Consider the following 21,993-nt stretch of genomic DNA (forward strand, 5'->3'; position numbering starts at 1 on the left):
GTCGTACTCCCTTCAGTGAACCCGGCGCATATAGCCGCCGAGGATCTCGATGTACTGCAGGGGGCGCAGATGCCCCAGGCGATGCAGCAGGCAGACCGCGATGACCCTCATGTCCAGTACCGGGACGCGCAAGGTGCCCTCCTCCCAACGTCCGGGATCGTCCAGTGCGCCGGTGAGCGGCGAGACCAAGACGGCGCGCACCGTGGGTTGATTGACGAGCCAGTCGACCAGGTTGACCTGGTCCGTCAGCGAGATGTCGCGGTCCCTACCCTCGATGCACCCTTGCAGCGGTGTGCCATGGACCAGGAAGTCCTGTTCGGCTGCAAAGTCTTCGAACGCACGGGTGAACTGTGTTGCGGGCATCGCTGCGGTTTCTGGCCAGACCTCGATCTGGAAATGAAAGCCCAGGCGCTCTTGGGTTGTGGTGCTCATTGCGGGAGTCCTTTCAGGGTCGCGTCTTGCTGTTCAACGGAAGCCGAGATCGTTCGGCTGTGGATGCGGACGACAACCACCTCGGGCTGGGAGACAAGCCAGCCCAGGACGACGCCGCGATCGGACGGGGTCAGCGGACGTTGCCTGGGCATCACCGCGATGCGCCCGGGCGAGATGGCAGCGACCAGGCCGTGCCCGCGGAGGTGGTCATGCAGGCGCAGGCGCCAGTCGTCGATGGCTGGCACATCGAAGCGTGCAGACAAGGTCACGTGCAGCCAGAGGATTTCTCCGCGCAGGTGCGCCAGGGGATTCGAATCAATCGTCATGAAGCACTCCTTCAAGGGCGGCTCACGTGCCGTTGCGGAATCGCAGGCGTGAGTTCGCCCAGCACGACTGCAAGCTCAGCCGCGCGGTGGTGGTTTGGTGGTGGTGCGCGGCGTCAGGCCGCGAGCTTCAGCTCGGCGGGTGGTGGAGGCTGGGCAGGTTGCGGCGCATCGTTGGCCGCTGCAGGCGCGGGCTCAGGGCCGGAACGCCCGCATGAGAAGCGCGTGGCCAGCAAGCGGTCGATGGCCGAGCCATCTTGCCGGGTGAGGTTGGGCACAAAGCGGCTGTAGACACGGAACAGCATCTCAGTGCTGGCGTGGCCGAGTTGCCTGGCGATCCACTCAGGGGCTTCGCCAGAGGCGAGCCAGAGGGTGGCCGCCGTGTGCCGCATTTGGTAGGGCCGACGGGACTCATAGCCCAGGTGGCGCAGGATCGGGTACCAGACGCGCTCGGAGAAGTTCTTGTTGTCCAGCGGCTGGCCTTCGGCATTGCAGAACACGTAAGCGCTCAGGCCCGCGGTCGCTGCGTGCTGGCGCTTGAGGGCCTCGTAGACCACCTGCGTCATCTGGATGTCGCGCTGGCTTGAGTCGGTCTTGGTGTATTCGTCTTCGCCGAGCACAAAGGTCTCGCGGATCAGGATCAGGCGGTTTTCGAAGTCCACGTACTTCCACTTGAGGCCATGGCACTCGCCTGTGCGCATGCCGGTGAAGAAGCGCACGGTGAAGTAGTCGCGGTAATCGACACGCACGGTCGAGAGCAGCTTCTGCACTTCGTCGAGCGTGAAGGGCTGGACATCGGCCTTGCGAATCTTGAGCGGCTTCAAGTTCGTGATCGGCGAGATGAAGCCGTGTGCCTCGCCGGCATCGTCCAGGATCTGGCGCAAAGGCGCCAGGATGCCGTTGATGCGCTTGTTGCTCAGCTTCTCGCGCACCCGGCCCGGCAACTCGGCCAGCTTGGCGCGGAAGGCCAGGACTTCGGCCTTGGTGATGCGCCCGACCTGCTTGTCGCCGAATTCTGGAATCAAGTGCTTGTCCAACGTTGAGCGCAAGATCTTGATGTGCGAGCGGCGCCACTCGATCTGATGCTCGACCAGCCATTGCTTGGTGAAGTCGGCAAAGGTCGGCGTTGCCGGAAGAGCTATCGCCGCGCTCCCGACTCCGTTCGAGTGTGGCGGAGTCGCGGGTGCAGGCCCGCCGGTGGGCTGAAACTTCGACAACTGTTTGCTGGCTGGGAATGTGGCGGCATAGTCGAAAACACCAGCCGAGATCTGCTCTTCGATCTTGTCGAGTGCCTTTTGCAGGCGCTTGCGGTTGGCGGGCGAATCCTGAAGCATGGTCTGCTCCCTGCATCGCTGCCCGCCAAACCGAAAGTCGAAGAACAAGAGCTTGTTGTCGACCCGGGCACGAATGCTACCCATGAAGCACCCCACCATTTGCCATCGGGATTGCAGTGCGATCGACGTGGGTCGCGCTGCCGATGTCGCGGGAAATCGCCTCCCAAACGAAGAGGATCTTGCGGCCACCGAAAGGCCGGATGTAGTGAATCCCCTCCAGCAACACGCTGTCCTTGAGACGCTCTCGAATGGTTCTAACGTCGTACTTGATGCGCGCCGACAGTTCGTCTGTCGTCAGGTAAGTTGTCTCGGCCACTTCTCTCTCCTTCCCAAAGTTGCGACAATGAGAATGACAAATTTCCATCTCACTGGTGTTTTTGTCGTTCTGAATGACATCTTATGGCAAAGAAATACATTTGCAAGGAGTTTTTGTCGTTCTGGATGACTTTTTTTCCTTAGGAACGACGTGATCAAATGCCATCTGTCCAGATTGATGGGCGAGCGGAAGATGAAGATTGCCGACGTTGCGCGTGAGACTGGCCTCCACCGCAACACCATCACACTGCTGTACGACGAGACAGCTGCCAGAGTCGACCTGGAGGCTATCGACAAGCTTTGTGCGCTGTTTGGAGTCAGCGTTGGGGAGTTACTTGAATGGCAACCCGACAAACAGGCGTAGGCTCACCATCCCCACCTGATCCAGGTTGTACGGCCATGACAGGCCTGGGAGCAGATCATGTTGCATCCGGTGATCCAACGGTTTGAAGCGCAGGCAGAACTGCTCGACGTGCAGGCAGCCCACGTGTCGCTGGACGATGCCGTTGTTCGGCTCGCCGCGTGGATTGGGCTCGCGGAAGGCAAGCTTTCCGAGGACGACGTAGTGGCCTTGGTCGAGGTCGGAGGCATCCTGTATCGAGAAGGGCTGCGCAAGCGGCAAAGCTGAGATCAAGCAGAGCCACTCCAGGGATGCAAAAGAAGACATACAGGCTCCGGCCGGAAGACAAATTCACATCCAAGTTCTATGGACTGCTCGGTCGCCTGGTGCATGCCCATGCGCAGCTCGATTTCAACGTGGGATTGCAGCTGAACTGGATGGGGCCCCATTTGGGACACGATGTGTCAGGACTGCTGCAACGAACCATTCCGTTTGCACGGCGCCTCACAAAGCTCGAAGAGCTAACGGCTGATCTCTTCGTAAATTCTGAGGCTGCGTTGGTGGAGCTGAAGGACTGGTTCAAGGAAGCGGCCAGGCTCAAGCAGGTTCGCAACGACTATGTGCACGGGCGGTGGGGCGTGCCTCGCAGCGCCTTCGAGAACCCGCCGCGGATCGAATTCGTGCCACTACACTGGACGATGGATGTCGACGCGCTCGAACCGCCAAGCGTCATGACGATCGACGAGCTGGAACAGGAAGTGGCAGCGCTCCAGCACCTCGCTGGCGAATACTTCAGGTTGACCAGGAAGCACGAGAGGTGGGCAGTTTCTCGTTTGGCCTGACGTTAGTGCAGAGTTGGGTCACGGTGACCACCTGTCCCGATTCGAACTGACCACATCATCGTTGCCTGCTGGCTGGAATTGACCACGCCCAGAGGTCTGGTCAAGGCTGGTGTGAGACGTTCGCGAGTCAGTGCCTGAGAGACTGCTCCTTCGAGGACCGGCCTCTGACCGCGGGCCGCGTGGTGGGCGGCTTCGCCCCTGGAACCGGCAGTTCGGTGCTGGTGTCAGCGCCTGGACTACCCGAGTGACCACTGACGCATACGCGACCATCTCAGATCGACCCAAAGCGGGCTCACAGCTTGCTGATTGAAAGCCCCAAAAACCGACCTACTTAGCGCCACCAAACTGGATATTGCGAAGCCAGCTAGCGGGCTAGCGAACATTTTCAGTTGTGTGGGTCAGCCCGGCGATTGGCGCTCGCTTCAATAGTTACGCACAGCCTCTTTGCGAGCGGTGGACTGCCGCAGCACCAAGCGAGGCTTCAACATTTCCTCGCTGGCTTCCAATGTGCCGTCAATCAGCTCGATTAGCCGGGCCAACGCCAGCTCGCCCATGGCTTCACTTTGCATGTCCACCGTGGTCAGCGTGGGTGTGCTGAAGCGGGCGAACGGGATGTCGTCGAAGCCGGCCACCGAGACCTGATCAGGGATGCGAATGCCAGCCGCCTGCGCCTGCTTCATGAAGCCCAGGGCCAGCATGTCGTTGAAGCAGACCACCGCGTCCGGCCGTGAGCTACCCATCAGCACCTCGCCGACAGACTTCTCGCCGGCTTCCAGCGTGGGCGAATCGGCGTTGAAGTAAAGCGGCTCAAGGCCCGCCTCGTGCAGGGCGTCTGTCAGGCCAGCCTTGCGCTCGGCGTCCCAACGGGCGGCGCTGTAGCCGAGATAGGCGATGCGCTTGTGGCCCTGGTCGATCAGGTGGCGGCCTAGCATGGCGGCGGCCGAGCGGCCGTCGGCACTGACACTGTGCACGCCCACCTGGCTGGCGCGGCCGAAGAAGACGACCGGCTTGTCGAGGTCGCGCAAGGTGGAGAGGTCGGCGTCGGGCATGCGCGAGCTGACGATCAAGCCGTCCACGCGCCGGCTCAGGTCACGCAGCATGTGGCCTTCGGCGCTCTGGCGTTCGCCGGTGTCGACGAAGAGCAGGTTGTAGCCCAGCTCCTGCGCCTTGCGGTTGGCGCCCTTGACGATGCCGGTGAAGTGCGGGTTGCGGATGTCGAGGATGACCACGGCCACCGTGTGCGTGCGGCCCGTGATCATGCTGCGCGCCACCGGGTCCACGCTGAAGCCCAGCGTGTCGATGGCTTCGCGCAGCCGGGCTTCGGTGGCTTCGGTGAAGCGCTGCAGGCCGTTCACATAGCGCGAGACGGTGGCGGTGGAGACGCCGGCCGTGCGGGCGACGTCGCGCATGGTGGGCGGGCGAGGGGAGGTCGGTGCCATGGGCGTATCTTCACTCAACTGTTCAGGGGCTCAGGCGCTGGCCGCGGCCATCGAAGAGATGCAGTCGATCAGGTGGCGTGCTCACGCGCACTGGGTCGCCGCGCCGCCAGGGGCTGCGGTCGTCGCAGATGGCGGTGACGGTGCCCAGCTTTGTGCCGACCTGCACCAGCGTGTCGGCGCCGGTGAACTCGAGGCTGCGCACCTCACCATCCAGGGTCAGGTCTTGCGCATTAGCAGCGGTGTCGTGTGGCAGCAGGCGGCAATGCTCGGGGCGCAGGCCCAGCGTGGCCGGCCCGCTGGCGCTGATGGACATCGGCAAGGCCGAGCGTCCGACTGCGGTGGCGAAGCTGTCGCCTGCCACCAGTTCGCCGTCCAGCAGGTTCATCGCCGGCGAGCCTATGAAGCTGGCCACGAAGCGATTGGCCGGGCGCTGGTAGAGCTCGTGCGGCGTGCCGGTCTGCTCGACGCGGCCATCGCGCAGCACGACGATGCGGTCGCCCATCGACATCGCTTCCACCTGATCATGTGTCACGTAGACGGCGGTGGTGCGCAGGCGCTGGTGCATGTCGACGATCTCGCCGCGCACCTGCACGCGCAGGGCGGCATCAAGGTTGGAGAGCGGCTCGTCGAACAGATAGACGGCCGGCTCGCGCACGATGGCGCGGCCCATGGCCACGCGCTGGCGCTGGCCGCCGGAGAGCTGGCGTGGGAAGCGGTCGAGCAGGGTGGTGAGGCCGAGCATCTCGGCCGCGGCATCGACCTTGGCCAGCGCCTGCTTCTTGTCTACGCCGGCCAGGCGCAGGCCGAAGCCCATGTTGTCGCGCACGGTCATCTGCGGGTAGAGCGCATAGCTCTGGAACACCATGGCGATGTCGCGGCGCTTGGGTGGCTCGTGTGTCACGTCGCGCGCGCCTATGTGGATCTCGCCGCTGCTGGGTTCTTCCAGCCCGGCGATCAGGCGCAGGAGGGTGGACTTGCCCGAGCCGCTCGGGCCGACGAGCACGCAGAACTCGCCGTCGGCGATTTCGACCGAGACGTCGCGGATGACCGCGGCGCCGTTGAAGTCCTTGCTGATGGAACGCAGGCTGATGGCTGACATGTGCTTATCCCTTGACGGCGCCCATCAGGAGCCCACGGTTGAACGCTCTTTGCATGGCGAGGTAGATGAGGATGGAGGGCAGCATCGCGATCAAGGTGATCGCGACGAACACGGCCGGTGGCATGGTTTCGTCGGCACGCACCGTGGCCAGGGCCACTGGCAGTGTGTAGAGGTCTTCGCGGTTGGCCACGATCAGGGGCAAGAGGTACTGGTCCCAGATCATGATGAAACCGAACACCGTGACCGAGCCCAGCGCCGGCTTGACCAGGGGCAGGATGACGATCCAGAAGATCTGCCATTCGTTGGCGCCGTCCACGCGGGCGGCTTCCTCCAGCTCCATCGGCACCTTCTTCATGAACTCGGTCAGCATGAAGATCGAGAAGGCCCAGCCCACCACCGGCAGGATCATGCCGGCATGGCTGTTGAGCAGGCTGATGTCCAGGAGCGGCAGCTTGCCCAGCACGATGTAGAGCGGGATGGCGATCACTTCTTCCGGCAGCATCATGGTGCACAGGATCAGGAGCGACGCCACGGCCGCGCCGCGGAACTTCTTACGTGCCAGCGCATAGGCCGCCAGCGCGCTCACGCTCACCTGCAGCACGGTGCCTATGGTGACCACGATCACCGAATTGAGCAGGTAGCGCCAGACCTGGCTCTTGACCCAGGCGTAGTGGAAGTTCTCCAGCGTCGGCATTTCCGGCCACATCAGCAGGCGGCCGGGCTGCAGGGTGACGCCGCTGAAGGCCGTGACCGCGAATGCCCAGAAGGGGCCGACGAAGACGATCAGCAGCAGGGCGTAGAAGGCGAAGCGCGGCAGCTGGCGCAGGCGAGACAAGGACCTCATGTTTCAGACCTCTTGCGCCAGTGCAGATAGATCACGGTGGTGAGCGCGGTGAATGCAAACAGCACGACGGATGCCGCCGCCGCATAGCCGTAGTCGAACTGCACGAAGCCCAGCTTGTAGATATGCGTCATCACCACCTCGGTGGCGCCAGCCGGGCCACCGCCGGTGGTGGCATGGATCTCGGCGAAGACGCGGAAGCCGCGTATCAGGCCCAGCGTCATCACGATGGTGATCGCATGGGCAAGACCTGGCACCGTGACGAAGCGGAAGCGCTGCCAGGCGTTGGCACCGTCCACATGCGAGGCGTCGTAGAGCTCGGTGTTGATGGTGGCCAGGCCCGCCACGAAGATCACCGTGTCGTAGGGCACGTGCTTCCACACATGCATGGCCATCAGCCAGCGCAAGGCCGAGTCGGGGTCGTTCAGAAAGGTCTGCGAGGCGATGCCCAACCAGGAGAGGACGGTGTTGGCAACGCCGTCGGGTGTGGGGGCGTACAACACGCGCCAGATCTCGGCCAGCACGGCCGCGCTGGTGACAGCTGGCAGGAAGATGGCGGTGCGGATGAAGCGCAGATGGCGCGTCGTGCCCTGCAAGGCCAGCGCCAGCAACAAGGCCAGCAGGGCCGAGGCGGTAACGGTGCAGCCCACATAGAGCAGGGTGTTCAGTGCGGCCTCGCCCAGCGCTTCATCGGCAAAGACGCGGCGGAAATTGTCCAGCCCGACCCATTGGCTTTCCGAGCCGAAGTTGACCTGGTGAAAGCTCATCTCCAGGCCGCGCGCCATGGGGATGAACTTGAACCAGGTGAACACCAGCAGCGCCGGCGCCAGGAACAGCGCCGGCACCAGGTAGCTGCGCCAGCCAGCCTTCTTTGAGCGAGTGCTGGTCATGGCCTTGCCAGCGCCTTCTGCGTGGCCAGTTCCTGGTCGATGCGACCGTTGAGCTTCTTCAGCTCAGCGCCGATGTCGCTGCCGCAGCGAGACAAGGTGGCGTTGAGACCTTCGGCGATCAGCTGCTGCATGCGGGTCCAGTTCGGGATGGCCGGTTGCTGGCGACCATGCTCGGCATATTCCTGCGCCACGGTGAGCCAGCGCGGGTCTTTGTGAACCGCCGCCGCGTCGACCTTGCGATTGACTGGCAGCCGCACCACGGCCAGGCCGCCACTGGTGGCCTTCATCCCTAGCGACTGGCCTTCGCGCGAGATCAGGAACTCGACGAACTTCATCGCGCCGGCCTTGTTCTTGCCGGCCTTGGGGAAGTAGGCCAGCTCCCCGCCAGCCAGCACCGCCTGCCCACCCGGGCCGGCCGGCGCGGCCACCACCTCGATGCGTTCGCGGCCCGGCTCGCGGTCGAACAGGCTGATGTGATACGGCCCCGAGAAGTACATGCCGACCTGGCCGGAGATGAAGGCCTTGTTGGTCTCAGTGGTGGGCGCGGTCATCGCGCCTGGCTGGGTCACCTTCAGCTCGCAATGGAGGCGGCGCATGAAGGCCACGGCCGCTTGCGCCGCGGGCTGGTCGGCCGCGCCCTTGAACTGGCCGGGCTTGACCTTGTGAACGAATTCGCCGCCGGCCTGCCAGACATAGGAGCTCATGAACCATGCCGTGTAGCCGCGCTGCGCCGAGCCGGGCAGGGCGAAGCCATAGGTGTCGGCCCGACCGTTGCCGTCCGGGTCTTGCGTGGTGAAGGCGCGGGCAATGGCTTCCAGCTCGGCCCAGGTCCTGGGCACGGGCAGCTTCACCTTGGCCAGCCAGTCCTTGCGGATGAACAGCACATGGGCCTGAGCCGAGGTCGGCACGCCGTAGTAACGACCGTCGAAACCCTTGGCCGCGTCCCAGGCGCGCTCATGGAGGTCTGCGCCGCCGGGCACCTGGGCGCGGTCCAGCGGGTCCAGCAGCCCCATCTGCACGAACTGCCCGGTGCTGCCGCTGTCATTGATGATCAGGTCGGGCAGCTCGCCGCCGGCCGCCGCACGCGAGACGCGCTGCTCGAAATCGGTCGTGGCGTTGAAGTACTCGACCTTGATGCCGGTCTTGGCCGTGAAGGCTGCGGCAATGGTGTCGTAGGTCTTGCGGCCATCGGCCCAGGAGCGGGTCCAGACCTTGACGGTGCCCTGGGCCAGCGCGGCTTCGCCGGCCAGCAACAGGATGGAGCAGGCCAGTGCAGTAGGGGGATGGAGTAGGTGTCGTCTCATCGGTGTCTGGCCATTGAAATTGCGCTCGGAAGGTAAACGATTAACTCCATCATTGTCTGGAGCATTTTTCGGGAATTTCCCTGGTGGCAACCCTAGGAACCTAGGAAATCAGCGAAGGACTAATGACTTTCCCTAGCGTATCTTGCAATCCAATTGCGCAACAAAAGTTAATCGTTTACCTTCCGCTCCCGTTGAGATGCCAACAGGCGGAAATCATGCAATTCGATCTGTTCCAGTTGAAGGGCCAGGTGGCCATCGTCACCGGCTGCAATACCGGCCTCGGCCAGGGCATGGCCCTGGCGTTGGCGCAGGCCGGTGCCGACATCGTTGGTGTGAACCAGAGTGCGCCGACCGAGACGCGGGCTCAGGTGGAGGCCCTCGGCCGCCGCTTCCTGGACCTGCGCGCCGACATGGCGGACATCGGCTGCATCCCCGGCCTGCTCACGCAGGCCCTGGCCCTGACCGGCCGCATCGACATCCTGGTCAACAACGCCGGCATCATCCGCCGCGCCGATGCCCTGCAGTTCGGCGAGGCGGACTGGGACGAGGTACTGAACGTCAACCTGAAGTCGGCCTTCTTCTTCTCGCAGGCGGTGGCGCGCCACTGCATGGCCCAGGGCCGCGGCGGCAAGATCATCAACGTCGCTTCGATGCTGTCCTTCCAGGGCGGCGTGCGCGTGCCTTCGTACACCGCCTCCAAGAGCGGCGTGATGGGCATGACCAAGGCGCTGGCCAATGAATGGGCGGCACATGGCATCAATGTGAACGCCATCGCGCCCGGCTATATGGCGACGAACAACACCGCCGCGCTGCGCGCCGATGAGTCCCGCAATGCCGCCATCCTGGCCCGCATTCCCACCGGGCGATGGGGCGAGCCGTCCGACATGGCGGGCCCGGTCGTCTTCCTGGCCTCGCAGGCCTCCAACTATGTGAACGGCTACACCCTCGCGGTGGACGGCGGCTGGCTGGCGCGCTGATGACGAACGTGAAAGCAAGCATGGACGCGCTGGTACGGCGGCAGCTCTACCCGCAGCTCGAGTTCTTCTTCGACAAGCTGCGCAAGGAGCGGGGCCAGATCCGCATCGACGGCGTTCCGGCGCTGCAGAGCAACGACCTCTTCCTGCCAGGCAAGATCGCCTTGGGCCTGGGTCATGTGCTGCTGAACACGCCGGCGGGCTCGCCTTTGCTGCCGCAGCATCTGCAGACCTACCGCGACATCGCCGAGCTGACGATCCCGCTCGAGAACCAGAGCTGGGGCATTTATTACTACCTGCTGGCGCTGGCGCGTTTGCAGCAGGCCGGCTTGCTGAGCGATGCAATCGAGCCTGCCACGCTCGAAGTGCTGCGGCGCAGGCTCGACTGGCGCACTTTCGTCAACGCGGCCGACCTCACGCTGATCAACCTGCCCACCAACTACTACGGCGTGGCCTTCGCCGTGGCGCGCCTGCGCATGATGCTGGGCTGGGAGGACGAGAGCTTCGCAGCGCGCCTGCTGGACAAGACGCTGGAGCACTACGAGCGCTATTCCGGCGAGTTCGGCTTCTCGGATGAAACCGAAGGCGAGGGTCGCTTCGACCGCTACAGCATCCTCTTGATCGCCGAGATCTGCCAGCGCTTTGTGCAAACCGGCCTGGCCGTGCCGGCGCGGCTCAAGCAGCTCCTGCGCCGTGCGGCCGAGGTGGCGCTGAACATCGCCAACGCTTCGGGCTATGGCTTCTGCTTCGGTCGAAGCATCGGGCCCTATGGCGACAGCGCGGCGGTGGAGATCCTCTCGGTCGCGGCCTACCTCGATGTGCTCAGCGAGGAAGAAAAGCGCTACGCCTACACCTACTCCACGCTGTGCCTCACGCGCTACCTGGACTTCTGGTTCAACCCCGCCATCCATTCGGTGGACATGTGGGGCCAGGGCCGGCGCACCGACACCTACCGCGCCAAGCATCGCATCCTGGGCGAGAACTTTTCGCTGGTCCACCAGTTCATCTCCAGCAACGCGCTGTGGAACGAGGCTGGCTTCAAAGGCGAGGCGCCGCAACCCGACCTGCCGGATTGGCTGGCGCGCACGCAGCCTGCCTTCTCGCTGACCTGGTTTGCCAAGGGCGAGCATGACCGCGCGCTGGCCATCTTCCGTGATGGCGACCATGTGTTCAGCCTGCCGCTGATCAATGGCGGCAAGAGCCAGCACGACAACAGCCCTTACTACCCGCTGCCGTTCGCCGAAGGCATCGTGGCCGGCATTGCCGACAGTGGCCACGTCCATCCGCAGCTGATTCCGAAATTCCTGCTGGCCGATGGCTCGGAGCTGATGGCCACCTCCTTCATGCAGCGCATCGTGCAGGGCAGCGAGGGCGAGCGGCATTGGCTGACGTATGAGCAGGACGGCCTGAACCAGCTGGGCGGCTATGCGCCGGTCAAGGATTCAAGAATCCGCCTGCGCTCTCGCTATGAGTTCGAGTCGGGCCGCATCAGCCGTATCGACGAGTACATCCCGGCTGAGCCTTTGCAGGTCAGCGAGCTGAGCCTGGAGTTCCTGTCCTTCTCGGAAGGTGCCAGCACCAGCGGTCTCACCACGCGCTTCGAGCGCGGCCGGGTGCATCGCTTCGAGGTCGAGGGGATGGCCCATTGCAGCACCGAGCCCACGCAGGCCAGCGATGCCTTCAAGTCCCCCAGCGGCGCCATGAAGACCCGCGTGCACTGCAGCACCGGTGCCTTCACGTTCGACCGAGCCATCACCGTGCGCTGGTCCATCCGCTACGGATAGCCGCCGCACGCCCGCACGCCCGTCCTGTTCATTCCATTGCGCATCCACAAGAAATAGCCAGGAGACATTCATGAACATCCCTCAGCACCGCTCCCTGCGACCGATCTCCGCCGCCATTGCCCTGCTGGCCTTCAGCTGCGCCGTGCAGGCTCAGCAAGCAACACCTGCAACGCCGACGCCACCCGCTGCGGCGCCCAAGGCCGAGCTCGACACCGTCGTCGTGACCGGTATCCGCAGTGCCTTGCAACGCGCCAATGAGATCAAGCGCGACGCGCCGCAGGTGCTGGACGTGATCACCTCCGAGGACGTGGGGAAGCTGCCTGACGCCAACGTGGCCGAGGCGCTGCAACGCGTGACCGGCGTGCAGGTGACGCGCGTGTTCGGCGAAGGGCAGTCGGTGTCGATCCGCGGCCTGCCACTGGTGCGCGTTGAAGTGGATGGCCGCACGCTGCTGGGCTACTCGGCGCGCCTGTCGCCGCCCGAGAACGAACAGCTGGGCCGCAACTCCGGCCTCGACACGGTGCCCTCCGGCCTGTTCGGTCGCCTGGAAGTGCGCAAGTCGCCGATCGCCGCGCAGGTGGAAGGCGGCCTGAGCGGCTCGGTCAATCTGGTGACGCCGGATCCGCTGGACTTCCGTGGCCGGACGATCTTGGTGCGCGGTGCGGCCGAGTACTCGCAGGATGTGGGCAAGGTGCAGCCGGTGTTCTCGGCCTTGATCGCCGACCAGTTCGCCGGCAAGACCTTGGGCCTGCTCCTGGCGGTGGACTACACCAAGCGCATCACCTCCACGCAAGCCTTCGAGCGCAACAACTTCTTCGACCGCACGGGCGCCACCGCCGACCTGAATGCCGATGGCAAGCCTGACATCAGCGGCGACCGCCTGCAGTACGAGCAGTTCACGGTGGACCGCTCGCGCTTCGGCACCACGGCCGAGGCGCAGCTCAAGCTCTCGCCCGAGCTGGAGCTCAAGCTCGAAGGCATCTACTCCAAGCTCAAGACCGAGCGCCATCAGGACTTCCTGTCCTGGCGCTATGCCGGCAAGGCCATCACCAACCCGGTGTTCGATGGCAACTTCATCATCGCCGGCAACTCGCTGGGTGCCTTGCAGCAGGCGGGCCTGAACCGTGCCGAGCCGACCGAGAGCATGCTGGGTGCGCTCAGCGCCAAATGGCGTCCGACGAGCAAGCTCCTCATCAAGCCCGAGATCAGCAGCAGCCGTGGCAAGCTGAAGCAGACGATCTTCCAGATCACCATCGACTCGATCAACGCCAATGTGCCTGGTGCGTTCGACTACCGCGCCGGCCCGGTGCCGAGCCTGGACCTGGGCAGCTTCAACGCCAACGACGCGGCCAACTACAAAATCGCGACCAACGGCGTGCGCACCAATCTGCTGCTGGCCCGCATGAACGAGAAGGTTGCCAAGCTCGACGCGGAATACACGGTCGATGCGGGTGACTTCAAGAGCATCGGCTTCGGCATACGCCAGCGTGACCTGCATGCCACCTCCAATGCCTTCCGCAGCCAGGTCACGCCGACGCTGGCCGAGGTCAAGCCCTACTGGACCAGCACCGAGCCGGGCAAGTTCCTGGACGGCATCTCGGTCAAGTTTCCGCGCCCCTTCATCACCACCATCGCCGATGAGGACTACATCTATGCGCGGGCTTCCGGTGGCCAGCCGCTGCTGCCCAACAGCGCTCGGGACTACGACCTGAAGGAGAAGGCCACAGCGCTCTACCTGATGGCGGACTTCGAAGGCACCATGGGCGGCATGCCCTACAGCGCGAACCTGGGCGTGCGCTCGATCCGCACGACCTTTGGCGTCGACACGCTCCTGCAAGGTGCCACCCTGGTGCCGGTGCATGACGACAACAAATACACCAACACCCTGCCCAGTGCGAACATCGTCTTCAACGTGACGAACGACTTCCTGGTCCGCTTATCAGCCAGCAAGAGCATGCAGCAGGCCGGCATTGCGGAGCTGGCGCCCTCGACCTTCGTCAACATCAGCAACCGCACGGCCACGGGCGGCAATGCCTCCCTGAAGCCCACGCTGTCGAACAACCTCGATGCCTCGTTCGAGCTCTATGGCAGCCGCAGTGCGCTGATCTCCGGCTCCATCTTCAAGAAGGACGTGAGCAATGTGCAGGCCGACAACACGGTGCTGCAGACCTTCGTCGGCTTCGAGAACCTTGGCGCCATTCCCTACACCCGCCCGGCCAATGTGGGCAGCGCCAAGGTCAAGGGCTTCGAGTTCGGCGTGCAGCGCTTCTTCGATTTCCTGCCCGCACCTTTCAACGGCTTTGGCGTCATCGCCAACTACACCTTCTCCGATGGTGAGGGCGATGGCGGCATCCCGCTGATCGGCGTCTCCAAGCACAGCTACAACCTGATCGGCCTGTACGAGAGCGGCCCCTTCAGCGCGCGCCTGGCCTTCAATGCGCGAGACAAGGCGGCCTTTGCCTTCACGCAGGGCCGACCCGACTACATCAACAAGCGCTCGCAGCTCGACATGCAGTTCGGCTACGAGTTCAGCAAGACGCTGGCGATCCAGTTCAATGCGCAGAACCTGAACCCGAAGAAGTCGGCCACGGTCGAGTTCAGCCAGATGGGCCCCTTGGCCCTGAACAGCTATGCCTTGTCGGAGCGGCGCTTCTCGCTCGGTTTCAGGGCAAAGTTCTGAGCCATGAAGATGCTGAACAGGCTCATGTTGATGGCGGCGCTGGCTGCGCCGGCGATGGCGCAGGACCAGCGGCCGCTCCTGATCCCCGCTGCGGCTTTCAGCGCCTCTGCGCCGCGCGATGCCGCGGCGCAGGCCGCGCTGCTCGCCAAGGCCGATGCGGCACTGGCTCTGAAGCCGCCCTCGGTGCTGGACAAGTCCATGACGCCGGCCAGCGGCGACAAGCATGACTTTCTGAGCTTCGGCCCCTACTGGTGGCCCAACCCGAGCAAGCCCGACGGCCTGCCTTACATCCGGCGTGACGGCGAGCGCAACCCGGCCATCGCCGATGGCAGCGACAGCGCCGCCTTCAGCCGTGTCTGCTCATCGGTCGAGACGCTGGGCCTGGCCTTCTGGATCACGCGGGATGAGCGCTATGCCGCCAAGGCCGCAGCGCTCGTGCGGGTGTTCTTCCTCGATGCCAAGACCCGCATGAACCCGAACTTCCAGCATGCGCAGGCCATCCCTGGCGTGTCGGCAGGGCGAGGCATAGGTCTGATCGAGGCACGCTGGCTGATCCATCTGAACGAGGGCCTGGCCCTGCTGGCGCCAGCCAAGTCCTGGACGGCGACAGACCGGCGCGAGATGAGGGACTGGCTTGAGAGTTTCTACACCTGGCTGCGCACCAGCGCCAACGGCCGCGACGAGCAGGCCGAGCGCAACAACCATGGAAGCTGGTACGACGCGCAGACCGCACATCTGGCGCTCGTGCTCGGTCGCAAAGAGGATGCGAAAGCGATCCTGCAAGAAGGTCTCAAGCGTCGCGTGGCAGCGCACATCGAGCCCGATGGCTCGCAACCGCATGAACTGGCCCGTACACGTTCGCTTGACTACGCAATCTTCAATCTGGAAGCGCTGATGCTTTGCGCCCAGTTGGCAGACCATGTCGGCTTGGATTGGTGGAATTTTGCGACCGTCGACGGTCGCAGCCTTCATGCAGCCCTCGCTTTTCTGGCCCCTTTTGCTGACCCCAGAAAGACCTGGCCCAAGCGCGACGTCTACGCCGCCGACCGTGGCCGCCTGATTCCGCTGTTGGCACAGTTTCTGCGTCACCGTGACGACGCTTCGCTGCGCAGGATCTATGACGCGTTCGCGGTTGCCGGCCCGGTGGACTCCCACGAGCGCTTGTTCGGGGATTTGCAACTGCCGCGCCGCTGAGCTGTCGGCAAGCCGACGGTTTGGTGCGTCCGTTCTTGGCCGAGAGCGGCAGATCCGCGTGGCGCCACACAGCTGACATCGAAAGCGGCGGCACCTACCCCATTGCCGGTGCCGCCGCCGATGACTCAGATTTCTGTCTGCTCAGAGATCTCCAGTGCGTCATCAACCTCTATGCCAAGGTACCTCACCGTTGACTCGAGCTTGGAGTGCCCAAGGAGCAGTTGTACAGCGCGTAGGTTCTTGGTGCGTCGGTAAATCAGGGTCGCCTTCGTTCGTCGCATCGAGTGCGTCCCGTAGTCGGCGCGGTCTAGACCAAGTTCCTCGACCCAGTGGCCGAGGATCCTGGCGTACTGACGCGTGCCGAGATGTGGCGAGTCGTGCAGACGGCTGGGGAACAAGTAGTCCTCAGGCCTTAGTCCGGCTCGTTTGATCCAGGCCTGAATAGCTTCCCGCGCTGGCGGCGTGATTTCGAACTGAACCGGGCGCTGCGTCTTGTGCTGGACGACGATGGCGCGTGAGGCAATCTGGTCGCCGTGGCACACGTCCCGGACCCTGAGGCCGACCAGATCGCAGCCGCGCAGCTTGCTGTCGATACCGAGGTTGAATAGGGCCAACTCGCGAACGCGGCCCTCCATCTGCAGTCGGACGCGCAAGGCCCAGATGTCCTTGAGCTTGAACGGCGCCTTCTGTCCGACGAGCTTGCCCTTGTTCCACGGCTCGCGATAAACGACATTGCCTGCAGTGCCCATGATGGTCTCCCATCGAGTTGAGGGCTACCTAGAATGCGCCCACCGCTAACGCCGGGTTTCGGGTGCACCAATGAACTCACGGCCTCGGCCAAAACCTGACGTTGGCGAAGGGCGGCTTTGCCGACCTCTGCTCGGACTGTCTCCGGGACGCGGCGATGCTGCGTGTTGGCAGATGACGCCAATCGATCAGGCATGCCAGGATCAAGTCTTACGCGTCACCGGCGAGTTTGGATTTCGCCCTGAGTCAGGCCAACAGAGGCGTTGCTGTGAGCTCTGAGATTTCGCTGTCCGCCGGGCAAGACCGGATGGTGGCGTTCGCCTTGCGCAAGAACGGCGCCCTCGCACTTGAGGGAGCTCCGGTTCGCGCCACGGTCGCTCAGCGGTGCCGGAAGTTTTGTAGGGTGGGCACGACGAAACGGCCCTGCAAGGAGACCAGTTCGGACCGGTGCAGGCGCGCGAGCTCGGTAAGCAGCTTCTCGCCTTTCGCCAGCAGGCGGACTTCAATGCGCCGGCGGTCCGCTTCGGAGCGCCTGCGCTCGACCAGGCCGAGCTTTTCGCAGCGCGAAATCAGCGCGACGACGCTGTGGTGCTGGGCCTGCAGGCGTTCGGCCAGTTCGCCGACCGTCGCCCAATCGCGACCGGGATAGCCGCGTATCTGCAACAGCAAGAGGTATTGCTGCGGCTTGAGCCCGCGGCGCTGAGCGAGCTGCTCGCTAAATCTCACGAATTTGCGGATCTGATAGCGAAAATCAGCGAGCGTTTCGAAATCGGCTTTGCTCAGGGGACGGGCGTCTGCTTCGGGCACGTCGATTCCATCAAGTGCGAAAGGGGCCAGGTGCCCCCAAATTGCGGCGAAAGTACGCTTCGCCGACAAGCGCTGCGGCGTCAGTGCATCAGTGCGATCTGCATCAGAATCAGCCAGGCGAGCAGCCCCGCAGCTGTAACGACGGTCGCCATCTGCATCGCGCGCAGGTCTTCGTGCATGCGAAACAGGGCGTACATGCCGCGGTAGGTAATTGCGAGCGAGCAGGCCAGGCCGATCGCGCCCACGAGCATGCAGACGACGAGGTTTGGCACAAACAACACCAGCGACGAGATCCACATCGGGATTGGCGCGATGGAGGCGAGCGTGAAGCACTCGTGATAGCCGGCCGGGACGTTGTTGGCGCGGCAGGCAAGATGAATGATCCAGGCCATCACCGGGACGGTGAGCAGTTCGGCAAAGAAGAAGACCGCGGCAGCGAAGTGCCATTGCTGCGCTGACACGCCAGGTGAGAACACGTCGCCGTAATGGCCTCCGGCGTAATAGATCATTGCGGCGGGCACAAACGAGAACGGCAGAACCAGCAGCGCAAACATGCGCGCGATTGACGGGTGCACTCTGATCAGTTCGTCCCACCCCTCATGAAACGACAAGATCATCGTCGGCATCTGCAGCAAGCTCATGGTGGTCTCCTGCGGTGTTGCGGACCGGGCGAATGTCCGGAGTCATCGGGCCGGCCTTGGCGGCAGCGGATGCTCGCGTGAAGCGGCTTGCGATGCGGAAAATGTATCGCGGCGTGATGTAATGTCAAGTCTGCAGCGACGGCGGCATTGGGTGGCGCCGCGAGACCCAGTCGGTAGATCGCGCGGGCGGCGCGTACCCCAGGCGCCGTACCTGGGCGGGCATGGTCGGGGCATCAATGAACTACTCCATCTTGGCGGGCACCACTGACCGCATCGCGGCGCGTTCCGGTCAAGCGTCCGGGTCGTCTTCCATCACGTCCTCACTCGAAACGTCCGCGAGGCCGCTTGTGGCGTCGAAGGCCAGCAGCTGGACGCCGCACCGGTGCCGACAAACCGGCGCCTTGTTAATGACGATGCGCACCAGCCGAGGTCGATCCGTGCGCCTCGGAAATGAAGCTGCCACGGGCATACCAAGCGCGCAAATTGGCTGCCTGCAATCACATGACGATATTGCGCGTTTTGCGGAACAGCGGGCGGTTGTGTCACCGCATGATGCGTTCGAAAGCGGCATCGTTGCCGTTGGCAGCGCGCGCTTCAAGCGCCGCGTCAGCCATGCTGTCTCGCAGCGTCATGGCCGTTGCCAGGGCCGTGCCGTACTGCAGGCCCTCATAGGGGGGGATTGACGCCCCGTTAGCGCACACGCTTAGGTCATGTCATTCTCACATCGTCCGCCGAAAGGATTGCGCCACCCGAGCGGCGAACTGATCGGGCCGCACTACGCGCTCACCTCGACAATGAAGTTGGGATTGAAGGCCGGATTCTCGTTGACGCCGCCGCGGGCATAGCCACGAGGGTTGCAGACGACGCGCGTCCCGTTTACGCAGTGGTCGAAGCTGTCATGCGTATGCCCGTGAATCCACAGCGCTACCCGGTCTGCTCGAAGCAGGTGCGCGGCGTCGGATACGAAGCAGGCTTTCAGCAGCGAATCGGCGAAGCGCGGGTGGATGCTGTGGCGCGATGGTGCGTGGTGCGTGATCACAACCGTGGGTCCAGCGCGAACGTCGGCGAGGCGGCTCTCCAGCCAAGCCGACTGGTGCCTGAAGAGGCGCTCCGAGTCGGCTGGCGTGAAGAGCGCGGACGAAGACTTGCGGATTCGAATGCGGCTGAAGTCACGCATCAGGCGCTGCGCCTCGGCCTTCGCCGCACTGCGCTGCTGCGGGTCGTCGAAAAGCTCGAAGTCAGTCCACAAGGTGGCGCCCAGAAGCCGCACCCGCCCAGGACGATCTCGCGGTTGTCCAGCACCTGGATCTGGGTGCCCGTGCTCAAGTGCTGAAGTTCTTCGAGCGCACCGTCGATGCTGCTCCCGTAGAACTCGTGGTTGCCGGGCACATAGAGCACGAGCTTGTCGAAGTTCCGGGCCCATGCGACCGCTTCGCGCGGACGGGAGATGTCGCCGGCCAATCCATCGCATCGAATCCCAGGTGCAGGTCCGAGAGGATGTTCAGTTTCATGGGTGGGAACCTATCCATAGCGGACGCGCTTGGAGCGCGGTCTTCACGGGCTACTGGGCGGAGTCGCGGACTGCGCGCGGTACAGCGCGGCGACAAGATCGGATTGCGTGACCATGCCTGAGAGTCGGCGCTCGGCGTCGACGACGGGCAGGTGGTGCATGCCGTCGTCGGATAGCCTCGGAACCAGGTCGACCACCGGATCCTGCTCGGCCACGGTGTGCACAGGGCTGGTCATGATCTGCCCCACGACCTCGACCTTGTCGGAGCAGTCTCCAGGCGTTGGCGCCAGCAGCCTTCGGATGCGCTGCCCCAGGCTGAGGTGGTCGCGCGGGTCGAGCTGGGCATGTTTGAGGAAGTCCACCATGGTGACCACGCCGATCACGCGGCGAGCACGGTCGACCACGGGCAGGGCGCGGATGCGGTGGCGGTGCAACAAGGTCCAGGCCTCCCGCAGCGGCGTCGCGAACTCCACCGTCACGAGGTCGCGGGACATGATGTCGGCACAACGCACGCTGCCGAGTCGGCGTTGCCAGGCCAGCGCCTGCGCGTGGCGCAGCACCTGCTCCAGCGACTCGCTGTCGATGTCGAACAATTCATTGAAGCTGCGCAGCGCGGCGTCGAGATCCGCGCTGGTCATGCCGATGCGGTCCTGTGGTGCCGCATCGGTGGTGTGGTGGCGGTTGGCGTGAACCACCGGGTGCGGCGCCACGTGGTTGTGCGTCACCCGCCGCCACAGCACGGCACAGGCCACCAGCACTGTCGAATTCAGCGCGATGGGTACCAGCGCGAAGCCGAAGCCGAGATCGTGTACCGCAGTGCCGCCGACAACGGCGGTGATGGCCACTGCCCCGCTCGGGGGATGCACGCAGCGCAAGGGGAACATCAATGCCAGAGCCAGGCCGCCGGCCAGCGCTGCCGACAACGGCGAGGACCCCAGGGTGCGGTACACCAGCACGCCGACCAGCGCAGCCATGAGGTTGCCCACCACCACCGGCCAGGGTTGCGCCAGCGGACTGCTGGGCACCGCGAATAACAGCACGGCCGATGCACCCATCGGCGCTCCGAGCCAGACGGAGCCAGCGCCCCAGGCCCACCAACTCAGGCCTCCGGTCAGCAGCAGGCCGAGCACCGCGCCTGCCACGTCGCGCGCGCGTTCACGGGCATCGACGGTCTGGCGCTGGAAACCCAACCACAACAGCCAGCGGTTCTCCTCCAGGACGTTCTTCATCATGGGCTTGTTCTTCTTGCTCAGGACGACTGCCAGCAGCTCGAGCGCACGGCCAGAAGGCGACAGGCCGATCGAGCCGTTCCATTCGCGGCTGTTCGCTCAGGGCGAGATTGCGTCGTCGGCGGAATGTGCCGAGACAGGTGTCTCGCGAGTGCCGGACTGCGCGGTGCCATCCTGACCCCATTGCATCCAGTCGTCGCCGAAGAGTTCGGACGGGTGCAGCGTCGCAACGCTGCCGTTGCCGCAGATCATCGCGTCGGCTGGACAGTACCGGTCGCAACCCCAGCAGATGCGCTCGGGGTGTGCGGGCATAACTGGAAACCGCCTGCTCACTTGATGCCAACTCTTTCCTGAGGCAGCGAGGGGTCGAACTGCGGGAACAGCACGTCGTTCTCCAACCGGATGTGGTCTTGCAAGTCCTCAACAAACTGCCTCGTCTCAGCACAGAGCTGAACCCAGGTGCTGCAGGCGTTGTCGGGAGGGGTAGCCTGACGCGTCAGGGTCAACAGCTGCTCGAGTCGGCGGGCGTGCTCGTCATGCTCCGACATCATCACTCGGATCGGATGGACGACGAAGGGGCTGCCGCCACGTGCGAGCATTGGAAAGAGCACGCTTTCTTCCTTGCCCATGTGATCCAACATCTCGGAAAGCATCTGCTGAAGCAACACGGTCAGACCGTGCGGCGCTGCCGGATGGTCTGCATGCACGGCCTCCACCTTGCCGGCCAGATGGATCAATTCGGGCAGCTGTCTGCGGTGGACTTCGTGGAAGCGCTGCAGGATGTACTCGATCAGCGCCGACGGCTCCGAGGGATGCGGATCGCCCGGCACCTCAACGTGATCGGCGTGCGCCATTGAAGTCTGGGCGTCAGGCGGCTGTCGTGAAGTCATGGCTTGCGAGCCTTTCAGTCGGCGGGATGAAGGAGTGCGGTGATGCGACCGCTGCGGGCACGGTGAACAGAGGGAACAACTCCTCGTCCTTGAGACGTGTTCGCCGAGATCAGCGTGGCCACCGCGGAACAGACCGAGGGCATCAGCCCGATCAATGACGCCGTGACGCCGTGACGCAGTTGGACCAGCTGACGCAGCAGATCGCAGCCCTGGTCGTGGAGAGTGCTGCCGCATCCGACAGCTTGAGCCGGCAGGTCGATCAACGGGCTGAAGCCGCACGTGTTTTACGTTTGGAGCCAGTCTGCAAGGGCGCGACGCAGATGGCGGTCCATCTGGTTGGCCGCGCGGGTTGAGCATGACCATCGGTTGTTCGCGCGG

General features: G+C 64.1%; 25 protein-coding genes. 8 read left to right on the forward strand and 17 right to left on the reverse strand.

Translation table 11 applies throughout. The features are described from left to right. Positions 1–12 precede the first annotated feature (12 nt). From ABT392_RS16870 to ABT392_RS16885, 4 genes are all read right to left on the reverse strand, one after another. Complete coding sequence (locus ABT392_RS16870) at positions 13–432, reverse strand: hypothetical protein (RefSeq protein ID WP_395385168.1); 420 nt, start codon at positions 430–432, stop codon at positions 13–15. Continuing rightward, positions 429–758: a hypothetical protein gene (locus ABT392_RS16875; RefSeq protein ID WP_395385167.1), complete on the reverse strand. Its 330-nt coding sequence runs from the start codon at positions 756–758 to the stop codon at positions 429–431. The genes ABT392_RS16870 and ABT392_RS16875 overlap by 4 nt, the downstream gene beginning before the upstream one ends. A 113-nt stretch (positions 759–871) precedes the next feature. Continuing rightward, positions 872–2,173, reverse strand: a complete 1,302-nt coding sequence (locus tag ABT392_RS16880; RefSeq protein ID WP_395385166.1) for an Arm DNA-binding domain-containing protein — start codon at positions 2,171–2,173, stop codon at positions 872–874. Continuing rightward, complete coding sequence (locus tag ABT392_RS16885; RefSeq protein WP_395385165.1) at positions 2,166–2,453, reverse strand: hypothetical protein; 288 nt, start codon at positions 2,451–2,453, stop codon at positions 2,166–2,168. The genes ABT392_RS16880 and ABT392_RS16885 overlap by 8 nt, the downstream gene beginning before the upstream one ends. Positions 2,454–2,555: 102 nt before the next feature. Here ABT392_RS16885 and ABT392_RS16890 point away from each other — a divergent pair, with 102 nt between their 5' ends. Genes ABT392_RS16890 through ABT392_RS16900 form a run of 3 tightly spaced genes read left to right on the forward strand, consistent with a single transcriptional unit; the run spans position 2,556 to position 3,586 of the window. Beyond that, the gene (locus ABT392_RS16890) at positions 2,556–2,768 is read left to right on the forward strand and encodes a helix-turn-helix domain-containing protein (RefSeq protein WP_395385164.1); all 213 of its coding nucleotides are present in this window, start codon (positions 2,556–2,558) and stop codon (positions 2,766–2,768) included. A 57-nt stretch (positions 2,769–2,825) separates the two neighbouring features. Beyond that, positions 2,826–3,032 (forward strand): hypothetical protein, encoded by a 207-nt coding sequence (locus ABT392_RS16895; RefSeq protein WP_395385163.1) that lies wholly within the window; start codon positions 2,826–2,828, stop codon positions 3,030–3,032. A gap of 23 nt (positions 3,033–3,055) precedes the next feature. Further along, the gene (locus ABT392_RS16900) at positions 3,056–3,586 is read left to right on the forward strand and encodes a hypothetical protein (RefSeq protein WP_395385162.1); all 531 of its coding nucleotides are present in this window, start codon (positions 3,056–3,058) and stop codon (positions 3,584–3,586) included. A gap of 422 nt (positions 3,587–4,008) precedes the next feature. Here ABT392_RS16900 and ABT392_RS16905 read toward each other — a convergent pair whose 3' ends face one another. From ABT392_RS16905 to ABT392_RS16925, 5 genes are read right to left on the reverse strand one after another with little or no spacing between them, the layout of a single operon-like run. Continuing rightward, positions 4,009–5,025 (reverse strand): LacI family DNA-binding transcriptional regulator, encoded by a 1,017-nt coding sequence (locus ABT392_RS16905; protein ID WP_395385161.1) that lies wholly within the window; start codon positions 5,023–5,025, stop codon positions 4,009–4,011. A 22-nt stretch (positions 5,026–5,047) separates the two neighbouring features. Then, positions 5,048–6,124, reverse strand: coding sequence for an ABC transporter ATP-binding protein (locus tag ABT392_RS16910; protein ID WP_395385159.1), 1,077 nt, complete (start codon positions 6,122–6,124; stop codon positions 5,048–5,050). A gap of 4 nt (positions 6,125–6,128) precedes the next feature. Further along, on the reverse strand, positions 6,129–6,968 hold the full coding sequence (locus tag ABT392_RS16915) for a carbohydrate ABC transporter permease (RefSeq protein WP_395385158.1): 840 nt from the start codon (positions 6,966–6,968) through the stop codon (positions 6,129–6,131). Next, a complete protein-coding gene (locus tag ABT392_RS16920; protein ID WP_395385157.1) occupies positions 6,965–7,855 on the reverse strand; it encodes a carbohydrate ABC transporter permease in 891 nt (296 codons plus the stop codon). The genes ABT392_RS16915 and ABT392_RS16920 overlap by 4 nt, the downstream gene beginning before the upstream one ends. Next, positions 7,852–9,159 carry an ABC transporter substrate-binding protein gene (locus ABT392_RS16925; protein ID WP_395385156.1) on the reverse strand — a complete coding sequence of 436 codons (1,308 nt, stop codon included), beginning with the start codon at positions 9,157–9,159 and terminating at the stop codon, positions 7,852–7,854. The genes ABT392_RS16920 and ABT392_RS16925 overlap by 4 nt, the downstream gene beginning before the upstream one ends. 215 nt (positions 9,160–9,374) lie before the next feature. Here ABT392_RS16925 and kduD point away from each other — a divergent pair, with 215 nt between their 5' ends. The 4 genes from kduD to ABT392_RS16945 all read left to right on the forward strand — a co-directional run bounded on the left by kduD (position 9,375) and on the right by ABT392_RS16945 (position 15,791). Beyond that, positions 9,375–10,136 carry a 2-dehydro-3-deoxy-D-gluconate 5-dehydrogenase KduD gene (gene kduD, locus ABT392_RS16930; RefSeq protein ID WP_395385155.1) on the forward strand — a complete coding sequence of 254 codons (762 nt, stop codon included), beginning with the start codon at positions 9,375–9,377 and terminating at the stop codon, positions 10,134–10,136. Next, the gene (locus ABT392_RS16935; RefSeq protein WP_395385154.1) at positions 10,136–11,917 is read left to right on the forward strand and encodes a hypothetical protein; all 1,782 of its coding nucleotides are present in this window, start codon (positions 10,136–10,138) and stop codon (positions 11,915–11,917) included. Before kduD ends, ABT392_RS16935 begins: the two co-directional genes overlap by 1 nt. A 70-nt stretch (positions 11,918–11,987) precedes the next feature. Beyond that, on the forward strand, positions 11,988–14,597 hold the full coding sequence (locus ABT392_RS16940) for a TonB-dependent receptor (protein ID WP_395385153.1): 2,610 nt from the start codon (positions 11,988–11,990) through the stop codon (positions 14,595–14,597). 3 nt (positions 14,598–14,600) lie between these two features. Then, positions 14,601–15,791 carry an alginate lyase family protein gene (locus ABT392_RS16945; protein WP_464970829.1) on the forward strand — a complete coding sequence of 397 codons (1,191 nt, stop codon included), beginning with the start codon at positions 14,601–14,603 and terminating at the stop codon, positions 15,789–15,791. 125 nt (positions 15,792–15,916) lie between these two features. On the opposite strand, the gene ABT392_RS16950 is transcribed toward ABT392_RS16945, so the two are convergent. The 8 genes from ABT392_RS16950 to ABT392_RS16985 form a co-directional block, all read right to left on the reverse strand. Next, positions 15,917–16,540: a tyrosine-type recombinase/integrase gene (locus ABT392_RS16950; protein ID WP_395385151.1), complete on the reverse strand. Its 624-nt coding sequence runs from the start codon at positions 16,538–16,540 to the stop codon at positions 15,917–15,919. A gap of 376 nt (positions 16,541–16,916) precedes the next feature. Continuing rightward, entirely contained in the window at positions 16,917–17,345 is a 429-nt protein-coding gene (locus ABT392_RS16955; protein WP_395385150.1) for a MarR family transcriptional regulator, read from the reverse strand. Positions 17,346–17,425: 80 nt separating this feature from the next. Beyond that, on the reverse strand, positions 17,426–17,986 hold the full coding sequence (locus ABT392_RS16960) for a Yip1 family protein (protein ID WP_395385149.1): 561 nt from the start codon (positions 17,984–17,986) through the stop codon (positions 17,426–17,428). 775 nt (positions 17,987–18,761) lie between these two features. After that, positions 18,762–19,235, reverse strand: coding sequence for a metallophosphoesterase family protein (locus ABT392_RS16965; RefSeq protein WP_395385148.1), 474 nt, complete (start codon positions 19,233–19,235; stop codon positions 18,762–18,764). Further along, positions 19,163–19,447 (reverse strand): metallophosphoesterase family protein, encoded by a 285-nt coding sequence (locus ABT392_RS16970; protein WP_395385147.1) that lies wholly within the window; start codon positions 19,445–19,447, stop codon positions 19,163–19,165. Before ABT392_RS16970 ends, ABT392_RS16965 begins: the two co-directional genes overlap by 73 nt. Positions 19,448–19,540: 93 nt before the next feature. Next, positions 19,541–20,728 carry an HPP family protein gene (locus tag ABT392_RS16975; RefSeq protein WP_395385146.1) on the reverse strand — a complete coding sequence of 396 codons (1,188 nt, stop codon included), beginning with the start codon at positions 20,726–20,728 and terminating at the stop codon, positions 19,541–19,543. A gap of 96 nt (positions 20,729–20,824) precedes the next feature. Continuing rightward, positions 20,825–21,058 carry a DUF3079 domain-containing protein gene (locus tag ABT392_RS16980; RefSeq protein WP_395385145.1) on the reverse strand — a complete coding sequence of 78 codons (234 nt, stop codon included), beginning with the start codon at positions 21,056–21,058 and terminating at the stop codon, positions 20,825–20,827. Next, positions 21,055–21,579: a hemerythrin domain-containing protein gene (locus tag ABT392_RS16985; RefSeq protein ID WP_395385144.1), complete on the reverse strand. Its 525-nt coding sequence runs from the start codon at positions 21,577–21,579 to the stop codon at positions 21,055–21,057. The genes ABT392_RS16980 and ABT392_RS16985 overlap by 4 nt, the downstream gene beginning before the upstream one ends. Positions 21,580–21,785: 206 nt before the next feature. Here ABT392_RS16985 and ABT392_RS16990 point away from each other — a divergent pair, with 206 nt between their 5' ends. Beyond that, positions 21,786–21,968 carry a hypothetical protein gene (locus ABT392_RS16990; protein WP_395385143.1) on the forward strand — a complete coding sequence of 61 codons (183 nt, stop codon included), beginning with the start codon at positions 21,786–21,788 and terminating at the stop codon, positions 21,966–21,968. Positions 21,969–21,993: the final 25 nt, after the last annotated feature.

This window comes from Paucibacter sp. JuS9, assembly GCF_044043925.2.
GTDB lineage: Bacteria > Pseudomonadota > Gammaproteobacteria > Burkholderiales > Burkholderiaceae_C > JAUASW01.